The sequence below is a fragment of the Salinivibrio costicola subsp. alcaliphilus genome (assembly GCF_001996185.1).
Taxonomy (GTDB): Bacteria; Pseudomonadota; Gammaproteobacteria; order Enterobacterales; family Vibrionaceae; genus Salinivibrio; species Salinivibrio costicola.
Genome location: NZ_MUFR01000060.1, coordinates 1 through 10,363, shown reverse-complemented (window position 1 = coordinate 10,363; position 10,363 = coordinate 1). Strand labels below are relative to the sequence as shown.

The window sequence follows — 10,363 nt, the reverse complement described above, 5'->3', positions numbered from 1 at the left end:
GCGCTAGCGCTGGGGTGATGATTAATGGCAAGCCGGCGGCAAGAGTGGGGGATACCGCCGCCCCACACGGCTGCCCGTGCCCGAAAACCCCACATGGCTTTCATGGTCGCCAGATTGCCGCGGGTTCAACTGGGGTGATGATTGATGGTAAACCCGCCGCCCGCATTGGCGATGCGCTTAACTGCGGTGGCGTACTGATATCAGGCTCCGGGGACGTCATCATTGGTTAGAGGCGGCAACGCCCCTGGTTTATCTCATACAGTGTTGATGTTTTTCTTCAGTTATCTTTCATTCAGCGGCTGATTTAGCACGGCTTGAATTGTTAATTGCACTTCTGGTGAGATCAAACCACAGACAAAGTCATTTAAGGCCTGGATGCGCTCAGCATTGGCTTTGGCATCATCGTCTAAATAGCCTTGCTCGCGCAGGGTATCGATAAAGATGGTAAAGACCTGTTTATCGAAAAACTCAGGCGCATTGATACCATGCAAACGGCTGAGTCGTTGCGCTAACATTTGGCTGTGTTTTTCCAAATCGCGCTTATCAATGTGTGGCTGATGGGTGAACAAGGTCAAGGTAATGGCATAGCGCTGCAGGGTTTCGGCAATGGTACGGCCGAGTAATTGTAGCTCGCCGAGCTTGGCATTATTCATGGTGACTTTGTCGCCCTCACAGCACAACAAGGACTGCGCATGCATGGCATGTAAGAGTGCATCAAAGTAGCTGTCGAGTCCGGCATCATCAAAGCTCATAAAGAGTTCTGCTTTGAGCAAGGGATACAACTGCTGCACACAAGCCCGCAAGCCGGATTGACTGATGGTTTGGTGGGTTACCAGGATTTGTGCAATCAGTGATGGCAGTGCCACTAGGTGGATCACATTATTGCGATAGTAAGTCATTAAGATGGCTTGCTGGCGATCAAGCGAAATGACTTCACCCATGGTGTCTTTCTCGACCACCAGTTTATTTAACGACAACGCATGCTCGACCAATTCTACCGGCGAGGCTTGTGGGACACTGCTACTGGTGGAATATGGGGCCTGAGTCAGTAGGCCTTGATAGACCGCAAGTTGTGATTCTAAGGCTTCTCGGCTCAGGGCTCGTTGGCGCGAGGCGAGCAGCGCGGTCGCACAGAGATTCAGCGCATTGGTCGCGGCAGCATCGTTGATATGGGTCATGACCTTGGTCGCTAACTCACTCACCACTAGGTTCATCCAGGCCGGCTTTTGAGGCTCCATTGGATCAATATAATCATGCCAATCTGGCACTTTCTCATTGAGGTGTTGATTGAGCGCAATCGGCTCACCGAAGTTGACATAGCCAAGGCCATAATTGCGCAACTTACGCACAATCCCGAGTACCTGACCAAAGCTCTCTTTTTCTTTACGCTGGCCCTGTAGCTCTTTGGCATAAGTGTTCACTTCCATTACATGCTCGTAGCCGATATAGACAGGCACTAAGGTGATAGGACGCTGTTGGCCGCGCAGCATGGCTTGCAAGGTCATCGATAACATCCCCGTTTTAGCCGACAATAAGCGACCGGTGCGCGAGCGCCCGCCTTCAGCGAAATATTCGACCGAATAACCGCGGGCAAACAACTCCGCCAAGTATTCACGAAAAACGGTGGAATATAAGCGATTGCCTTTAAAACTGCGGCGAATAAAAAAGGCGCCACCGCGACGGAAGAGCGGCCCGGCAGGGAAGAAGTTGAGGTTGACACCCGCGGCAATATGCGGCGGCACTAAGCCTTCTTTATACAGCACGTAAGAGAGCAGCAAGTAATCCATGTGCGAGCGATGGCAAGGCACATAGACAATCTCGTGACCATCTTGTGCCAGCTGGCGAACCCGTTCGGCATTGTTAACATGAAGGCCTTGATACAGTTTATTCCAAAGCCAGGTTAGAATGCGGTCGCTGTATCGAATCAAACGATACGAAAAGTTTGCCGCAATCTCTTCCATCATGTCGACGGCTTCTTTACGAACTTTTTCAACTGACACATCACGGCTTTGTGCTTCATCGTGGACGACTTTGTCGATGGCCTTTGACGCCAGTAGGCGTTTGAAGAGCAAAGCACGATTAGGTAAGCGTGGGCCTGAAGCCGCGAGTTTTTGCCGCGAAAAGTGGATCATTGCCACTCGCGCCAGTTTATGGGCGATCGCCTGATCGGTGCCGTGTTTATCCGCCATATAGCGCAAGGATACCGCTTGGCTTAACCGCACCATGCCATCACGGCCACGCGTAAGGATGGTCCAGAATTTTTCTGGCCCATTCATTGCGTGCAGCGTTGCTTGGTGGCGTTGTGTTTCGTTACCCGGATCGCGTTGCCACAACACGGAAGCGGGAACCAGCTGGATATCCAATTCACTATCTTGACGATGTAAGCGCAGCAGATCTTGAAAATGCGCTAAGGAGCGTTTGGGCAAGTCTTGATCCGCGGAAAAGACCTTACGACCGTGACTAATAAAGACATAGCGCGGCAGTGTGGTATCGCCAATAATGAGGGGCTTTAATGGATCCGGTAATCCTTGACGTAAACAGGTTCGCCGTAGCGTTAATAAATCCGAATGAGACTGAAACGGCAACACGTACACAATAGGACGTGCGAGAGACAGGTTTAGCTGCTCGACCGGTTCAGAGGGGATACATTGGGTTTTTACCCAGGCAGAAAGCGGCAAATTCAATAGCTTGTAATAAATCTTTTGCCAGAGCGCCATGATTGTCAGTGCCTCAAATTCAAAATGCGCGCCAAGGATAGCAGAAAATGGCTGCGAACTTGCAACCAAAGGCAGAGAATTGACGCGAGATTGCGCGCGTTTGAATCGGCTACCGACAATGAGATCCGCTTCTCGTGTCTATAATTAGTCCTTTTCAAGCCGTATGTTACTGGATATACTTACAGTTAACTGTATAAAAAGACAGGTAAGAGCATGAAGCCGTTAACCGCGAGACAGCAACAAATCTTCGAGCTGATTAAAACCCATATTGAAGACACAGGGATGCCCCCAACACGTGCCGAAATCGCCCGTCAGCTGGGGTTTCGCTCCGCGAACGCTGCCGAAGAGCATTTGAAAGCGTTGGCGCGCAAAGGCGTACTCGAGATTATTCCCGGGGCATCACGCGGTATTCGCTTAATTAGCGAAGAAGAAGTGGTGACGCCTGATGACCAAGGCTTGCCTTTAATTGGCCGTGTCGCGGCGGGTGAGCCCATCTTGGCACAAGAGCATGTTGAGAGCCTCTATCAGGTCGATCCAGCCTTGTTTAAGCCAAGTGCCGACTTTTTACTGCGAGTTAGCGGCATGAGCATGAAAGATATTGGCATTCTTGACGGTGACTTACTGGCGGTGCACAAAACACAAGACGTACATAATGGCCAAGTGGTCGTCGCGCGAGTGGATGACGATGTCACCGTCAAACGGCTAGAGAAGAAAGGGTCGAATGTTGTTCTTCATGCTGAAAACGATGAATTTATGCCGATCTCGGTGGATTTAACTGCACAATCACTGACGATTGAAGGTGTTGCTGTTGGTGTGATTCGCAATACCGATTGGATGTGATTTCCCACCTTGGCGGACATTGATGTCCGCCAATGGAATGCGGTTAAAAAAACATCTTTGCATTTCTCTGCATTTAAACGATAATTATTATCATCCTTGATTATCGTGTGTGGAGGTGTCCGTGCGTACGCAACAGCATTCTGTTCCCAGTAAGCTATTTAAGCCTATGTGGCTGCGCAGTCGTGAGAGCCTGACTGACAATGGCGTGATCTATGACCCCATGGCGGCCGCCGCATGCCAAGGGTGTGTCATGCAGCCCGAATGTGATTGGCACAATCTCGATCAAACCCAGCTTCTTTATGCCACGCTCACTAGCCAGTGTGATGCCATTGTTAAACAGTTTCTTGCTCAGCATCCCACGGCATGGATCATTAATGTTGGTGGTGGGTTAGATACCCGCTTTTATCGACTGGATAACGGCCGTTGTCGTTGGTTAGAAGTCGATGTTGACGAAACCTTGTTATGGCGAGAGCGTTTATTCCACACCAGTGAGCGTTTCCGAATGGTGCAAGGGTCGGTCAAACAGCTTGATTGGCTGGCGCAACTGGCGGTCCCTGCGGGTCATCCGACCATGTTAATTTGCGATCAAGCCTTACTTGAGTGCACCAACCAAGAAATTTCTGCATTTTGCCAGCATATTAGTCGCTATTTTCCGCAAGTTGAGGCCTGTTTAGTCTTAGCGGGAGATAAGTGCCACAGCCGGATCGGCCAGAAACTGGGGTGTGAATCTTATCAACATGGTTTTGCCGATCCGCGTATGGCGATCATTCAAGCCTTGCCCTGGGCCTGTCGGGTTGAAGAACACTCCCCACTTGATAAACCTTGCCCAAGGTGGCGTTTTTGGCAGCGCGCACTGGCGGCGATGCCGCGTTATCGTCTGCGTTTTACCCCGATGGTGTTGCATATTGAGATCTAGCGCGGCGCGGATGCCGCCTTTCGCTTTTCAGTCTGTGCTTAGCCTCACGATCTTTCTTTGTCTATTTTTTGTCCTTTGGCCATACCTCTCCTAGATTGAATGTAAACAAAACGTTAATTTTTGTGATCGTGTGTATCGCGTTGTTTCCTTAACCTTTGCTTAAGCTGCGTGGGTTTAAGCAAAGGTGCAATGCATTCATGCCTGCGGGCAGGAGGGGGCTGTGTCGAGCTACCATAAACCAATACTGGCATCGGGAATGGCTTTGCTGCCTGGGCAAGTGCAGGCTGCCGAACGTGAAGGGTGGAACCTGACTCAAGGGGTCACGGCCATCAGTCAGCAGGTGTATGACCTGCATATGACGATTTTCTATATTTGCGTGGCGATAGGGGTATTGGTGTTTGGCGTAATGTTTTGGGCCATTATCCGCCATCGTAAATCCAAAGGCGCCAAGCCTGCTTCGTTTCATGAAAGTACCAAGGTAGAAATTGCGTGGACGCTCGTACCGTTTCTCATTTTGGTGGGTATGGCGATCCCCGCCACCCAAGTGCTACTCGATATGGAAGATACCACCAAGCCTGATTTAACCGTTCAAGTGACCGGCTCACAATGGAAGTGGCATTACCGCTACTTTGATCACGATGTTGCCTTTTTCTCCTTGCTTGCCTCTAGCCCTGAACAGATCCGCAACGAAAGACAAAAACGCGATAACTATTTGTTAGAAGTCGACCAACCCTTGGTGTTACCGGTGGGACGCAAGGTGCGCTTTTTGATCACGTCGCAAGATGTGATTCATTCTTGGTGGGTACCGGCCTTCGCGGTGAAAAAGGATGCCAACCCTGGGTTTATCAATGAGGCTTGGACCAAAATCGACAAACCCGGCATTTATCGTGGGCAGTGTGCCGAGCTGTGCGGTAAAGACCACGGTTTTATGCCGATTGTGGTGATCGCTAAGCCGCAAGAAGAATTTGATGCTTGGGTGCAAAAAACCGCACTCACTCAGCAACAAGCTCGCGAAGAAGAGCAACGCTTATTGGGGATGGAAATGCCGATGGATGAACTGATGGCGCTGGGCAAACAAGTCTATGACAGCCGCTGCGGCATGTGCCATCAAAGTGAAGGGCAAGGCATGCCTGGCGTATTCCCAGCGTTAGCGGATGCTGAGATTGCGACGCAACCAAATCGATTGGTCGATCATATCGATATTGTCGTCAACGGCAAAGCCGGCACTGCCATGCAAGCGTTTGGACCGCAATTGTCACTCAAAGAGTTAGCAGCGGTGGTGACATACGAGCGCAATGCGTGGGGCAATGACACCGGCGAGACGGTACAAGCCGCTCAGGTTAACGCGGTGATGTCGGGCGAAGAGCTTTAGGAGCGCACTATGACAGATACAACGCCAGAATCCGTTCATGACGACCACCACCATAAACCGCGCGGCATCATGCGCTGGGTGCTGACCACTAACCACAAAGACATCGGATCCATGTATCTGATTTTCAGCTTCACCATGTTTTTGCTGGGTGGCGCGATGGCAATGGTGATCCGTGCGGAATTATTCCAGCCCGGCCTGCAACTGATAGAGCCCAATTTTTTTAATCAAATGACTACGGTTCATGGTTTGATTATGGTGTTTGGCGCGGTCATGCCTGCCTTTACTGGGCTCGCTAACTGGATGGTGCCGATGATGATAGGGGCGCCGGATATGGCGCTACCACGGATGAATAACTGGAGCTTTTGGATTCTGCCGTTTGCGTTTCTATTATTGATCGGCTCGTTATTTATGGAAGGTGGCGGCCCCAACTTTGGCTGGACCTTCTACGCGCCACTGTCGACTACCTATAGCCCCGATAGCACCGGCTTATTTGTGTTTGCCCTACATATTATGGGGATCAGCTCCATTATGGGGGCGATCAATGTGATTGTGACAATTATCAATATGCGCGCGCCTGGCATGACCTATATGAAAATGCCGCTGTTTGTCTGGACCTGGCTGATAACCGCCTTTTTGCTGATTGCGGTGATGCCGGTATTAGCGGGAGCAGCGACCATGGTGCTGACCGATAAATACTTTGGCACCAGCTTTTTTGATGCAGCGGGGGGCGGTGATCCGGTTTTGTTCCAGCACATTTTCTGGTTCTTTGGTCACCCAGAAGTTTACATCATGATTTTGCCCAGTTTTGGCATTATCTCGGCCATCGTGCCGGCGTTCTCACGCAAACGGCTATTTGGTTACAGCTCCATGGTGTATGCCACCGCCTCGATTGCAGGATTAAGCTTTCTGGTATGGGCACATCATATGTTCACTACCGGGATGCCGGTGTTTGCCGAGCTGTTTTTCATGTTCTGTACCATGCTGATCTCGGTGCCGACTGGGGTCAAAGTGTTTAACTGGGTGGCGACCATGTGGCGAGGCTCGCTAACGTTTGAAGTGCCGATGCTGTTTGCGATTGCATTTATCGTCTTATTTACCATTGGCGGGTTTTCTGGGCTAATGTTGGCGATCACACCGGCTGATTTTCAGTACCACGACACCTACTTTGTGGTGGCGCACTTTCACTATGTTTTAGTCTCAGGGGCGGTGTTCTCGATCATGGCAGCCGCCTATTACTGGCTGCCTAAATGGACTGGGCATATGTTTAATGAAACCCTGGCACAGTGGCATTTTTGGTGCTCAGTGATTTCCGTCAATATTCTTTTTTTTCCGATGCATTTTCTCGGCCTCGCAGGCATGCCACGCCGGATCCCCGATTATGCCCTGCAGTTTGCCGACGTGAACGCCATTGTCAGCATTGGTGGCTTTGCCTTTGGTCTGTCGCAACTCATCTTTTTAGCCGTCGTCATTAAATGCGCGCGTGGTGGCGAGCCTGCTGCCGCTAAACCTTGGGAGGGGGCCGAAGGTCTGGAGTGGACCGTGCCATCGCCCGCGCCTTACCACACCTTTGAGACACCGCCGGATCTGGAGGAAGCGCGCTATGGTCACTAAATCAACGCGCTCCGCTCGTCGTCTACTGTTGCTCGCCGTGGGTATGTTTGGTTTTGCCTTTGCCTTAGTTCCGCTCTACGACGTGTTTTGCGACGTGACGGGCATTAATGGCAAAACGGATACCGAGGCGGCCGCATCCAGTGCTGGCATTAACCAAGATCGCTTGGTGACCATTGAATTTATTGCCTACACCAATCCGGGGATGCGTTGGACATTTGAGCCCCAAGTCAACCAGATGCAAGTGCACCCTGGTGCGACTCACACGATTAATTATCTCGCAACGAATAACGCACGCTATGACACCATTGGTCAAGCCGTACCCTCGGTCTCACCGGGGATAGCCGCGCAATACTTTAACAAGATTGAATGCTTTTGTTTTAACCGGCAGCCATTGCCACGTGGCGAGGACGCGGCGTTGCCCCTGGTGTTTTATGTGGATCCTGAGCTGCCGGATGACATTAACCATTTAACGCTGGCCTATACGCTGTTTGATGTCACCGCCAGTGCCAAGGAATAAGGAGGCGATCATGGCGACGCCTGAACGTTACTACGTCCCAGCTGCCAGTATATGGCCGATTGTCGGTGCGCTGGCGCTGTTTTTAATTGCGGCAGGGGCCGGTGCCACGGTAGGCGGCTTGTTTGGGGGATACGGCCCTTGGTTGTTGCTGGCGGGCACCGTACTGATTGTGGTGATGCTGACCGGCTGGTTTCGCGATGTGATCCGCGAATCCATGCAAGGCCTCTACTCGGCTCAAATGGACCGTTCTTTTCGCCAAGGAATGAGCTGGTTTATTTTCTCTGAGGTGATGTTTTTTGGTGCCTTCTTTGGTGCGCTCTTTTACGCCCGCTTTATCGCCGTACCTTGGCTAGGCGGGGCCAGCAATAATGCGATGACCGCGGCGGTATTGTGGCCGGATTTTGTTGCCCAGTGGCCACTGACTGTCACACCGGGCGGGATAGAAACCACGGCAATGCCCGCGATGGGACTGCCCTTGCTTAACACGCTGATCCTCCTGACCTCGTCGGTCACGCTCCATATTGCCCATACTGCGATTGAAAAAAACCAACGCGGACGGCTGAAGGGATTTTTACTGGCGACCGTCTTACTTGGGGCGGTGTTTATGTTCTTTCAAGGCGAAGAGTATGTGCATGCCTATCAAGAAATGAACTTGCGCCTCGATTCAGGCGTGTATGGCAACACCTTCTACTTACTGACGGGCTTCCATGGTTTACACGTGACCTTGGGAACCGTAATGCTCTTGGTTATTTGGTTGCGCGTGATGCGTGGACATTTTAGCCCTGAGCATCACTTTGGCTTTCAAGCCAGTGCGTGGTATTGGCACTTTGTGGATGTGGTGTGGCTGTGCTTGTTTGTGTTGGTTTACATTCTTTAACTCAGTATGGGCGCGGATTGGGGGCAACCCAGCCCATGGAGAGCGCAATCAGCAATAACACGAAGACAATCACGGAAAACAGCACCCGGCGACCGAGATAACGGGATAAAGGCACTGAATTATCGCCTTTTAATAACACGGGCAAGGCACGAAAGAGGTTAAACAAAATAAAAACCAGTAAACAAATCAGTATGGCTTTGATCAACATAAGCGCTCCTTCGCGCAATGGGTAAGTATGAAACAAGGACGACGAATGGGATTTCTGATATTGACTGTGGTTGTGGTCTTGCTGCTCGTCAAGTTAAGCCATTGGCAATGGACGCGTGGCGCGCAAAAAGCCCAACATCTGGCACGGTTTGACGCCAACCAAACACCACAATCACTCACAGGCTCGGTGCAAAAAGGGCAATACCTGGTGATCGATGGCCAGTTTCGCCCCGAGTTCGCCGTGTGGCTCGACAATCAGATTCACCAAGGCCGCGTAGGCTATCGCCTTTTTCTTCCTTTTATTCCAAGCCAGCAGCCATCGCAGTGGTGGTTGGTTGAATTGGGCTGGATGGCCGCGCCTGCGCTTCGTGCATTGCCGGACGTACCCACGTTAGCATCGCGCTATCAACTGTTCGGATTTGCTGACACACCGTCAAAGCGCGTTGTGCTTAAGCAACAGACGGAAACGCAAACCTGGCCGGTGCGGGTACAACGCATTGATTTACCCACATTGCAGGCACGACTACCCGCGCTAGAGGTGCAGTGGCTGATACGGGCAGAAAAACTGGTGGATGTGACAGCGCCGAGCCGGGATGCCTTGGCGCAAGCAGGGGTGAGGCCGGTGTGGCAGCCAGTGGTGATGCCGCCGACGAAGCACTATGGCTATGCCTTGCAATGGGCACTGATGGCTCTCGCAGTCGGTATCGGTGCGGGCATATGGTGGCACAAAACATAAAGGAAGGAGTGCGAATGAAAGGACGCATGCTTGTCGTGGCATTGATAGGGATCTTTATACTGCCGGTGGTGGTGGCCAAATTAGTGCTCGAGCAAAGTTGGTACCAAAAAGGTGTCACCAATTACGGCCAGTTTCTTGCTGAGCCAGCGACCTTGAATTGGTTACCCGAGCAAGGGCAGTGGCGGTTGATTTATCGGGTGCCAGAGCAGTGTGACTTGGTGTGTGAGCAAGCCCTTTTTCAGTTAACGCAAATTCCTATTGCGGTGGGTAAAGAGCGCGATCGCGTCACTAGCGTGGTTCTGACAAGTACTGCACTGAAAGCGCCGGAGGTACTGACATGGCAAACTCTGACGACCGAGCAGGCGCAGGTGTGGCAGCAGCAAGCGTTTGATAAAAATACCATTTATCTTAGCGACCCGATGAACAATGTGGTGCTGGCCTATCCAGTCAGTGACGATAAAACCCAGTGGACAGGGAAAACGCATGAAGATCCGCGCCATACCTGGGCTAGCAACTTAATGACTAAATTGTCACTTAGGGCTGAAAACCGTGCGTTATGCCATATTTATT

At 51.4% G+C, this 10,363-nt stretch carries 11 protein-coding genes; 9 read left to right on the top strand and 2 right to left on the bottom strand.

All coding sequences use genetic code 11. The annotated features are described in order from the left end of the window. A partial coding sequence (locus BZJ21_RS14425; protein WP_077670154.1) for a PAAR domain-containing protein occupies nucleotides 1-230 on the top strand: 230 nt, incomplete at its 5' end. Nucleotides 231-281: 51 nt separating this feature from the next. Here BZJ21_RS14425 and plsB read toward each other — a convergent pair. Further along, the gene (gene plsB, locus BZJ21_RS14420) at nucleotides 282-2,717 is read right to left on the bottom strand and encodes a glycerol-3-phosphate 1-O-acyltransferase PlsB (RefSeq protein WP_077670155.1); all 2,436 of its coding nucleotides are present in this window, start codon (nucleotides 2,715-2,717) and stop codon (nucleotides 282-284) included. Between the two features lie 213 nt (nucleotides 2,718-2,930). Here plsB and lexA point away from each other — a divergent pair, with 213 nt between their 5' ends. The 6 genes from lexA to BZJ21_RS14390 all read left to right on the top strand — a co-directional run bounded on the left by lexA (nucleotide 2,931) and on the right by BZJ21_RS14390 (nucleotide 8,850). Then, the gene (lexA, locus tag BZJ21_RS14415) at nucleotides 2,931-3,557 is read left to right on the top strand and encodes a transcriptional repressor LexA (protein WP_025744361.1); all 627 of its coding nucleotides are present in this window, start codon (nucleotides 2,931-2,933) and stop codon (nucleotides 3,555-3,557) included. Between the two features lie 121 nt (nucleotides 3,558-3,678). Continuing rightward, entirely contained in the window at nucleotides 3,679-4,473 is a 795-nt protein-coding gene (locus tag BZJ21_RS14410; RefSeq protein WP_025744362.1) for a class I SAM-dependent methyltransferase, read from the top strand. A gap of 256 nt (nucleotides 4,474-4,729) precedes the next feature. After that, nucleotides 4,730-5,845, top strand: a complete 1,116-nt coding sequence (gene coxB / locus BZJ21_RS14405) for a cytochrome c oxidase subunit II (RefSeq protein WP_077576375.1) — start codon at nucleotides 4,730-4,732, stop codon at nucleotides 5,843-5,845. Between the two features lie 9 nt (nucleotides 5,846-5,854). Beyond that, nucleotides 5,855-7,456 carry a cytochrome c oxidase subunit I gene (ctaD, locus tag BZJ21_RS14400; RefSeq protein ID WP_077461472.1) on the top strand — a complete coding sequence of 534 codons (1,602 nt, stop codon included), beginning with the start codon at nucleotides 5,855-5,857 and terminating at the stop codon, nucleotides 7,454-7,456. Further along, nucleotides 7,446-7,973: a cytochrome c oxidase assembly protein gene (locus BZJ21_RS14395; RefSeq protein WP_077670153.1), complete on the top strand. Its 528-nt coding sequence runs from the start codon at nucleotides 7,446-7,448 to the stop codon at nucleotides 7,971-7,973. Before ctaD ends, BZJ21_RS14395 begins: the two co-directional genes overlap by 11 nt. Before the next feature lie 10 nt (nucleotides 7,974-7,983). After that, nucleotides 7,984-8,850: a cytochrome c oxidase subunit 3 gene (locus BZJ21_RS14390; RefSeq protein ID WP_236719577.1), complete on the top strand. Its 867-nt coding sequence runs from the start codon at nucleotides 7,984-7,986 to the stop codon at nucleotides 8,848-8,850. Nucleotide 8,851: 1 nt separating this feature from the next. Here the strand turns inward: BZJ21_RS14390 and BZJ21_RS14385 are convergent, their stop codons facing one another. Continuing rightward, complete coding sequence (locus tag BZJ21_RS14385; RefSeq protein WP_077461475.1) at nucleotides 8,852-9,058, bottom strand: DUF2909 domain-containing protein; 207 nt, start codon at nucleotides 9,056-9,058, stop codon at nucleotides 8,852-8,854. Between the two features lie 45 nt (nucleotides 9,059-9,103). On the opposite strand from BZJ21_RS14385, the gene BZJ21_RS14380 reads away from it, so the two are divergent. Both BZJ21_RS14380 and BZJ21_RS14375 read left to right on the top strand, forming a co-directional pair. After that, nucleotides 9,104-9,793: an SURF1 family protein gene (locus BZJ21_RS14380; RefSeq protein WP_158011817.1), complete on the top strand. Its 690-nt coding sequence runs from the start codon at nucleotides 9,104-9,106 to the stop codon at nucleotides 9,791-9,793. A 14-nt stretch (nucleotides 9,794-9,807) separates the two neighbouring features. After that, the coding region (locus BZJ21_RS14375; protein WP_077670151.1) for a hypothetical protein at nucleotides 9,808-10,363 on the top strand (556 nt) is incomplete at its 3' end.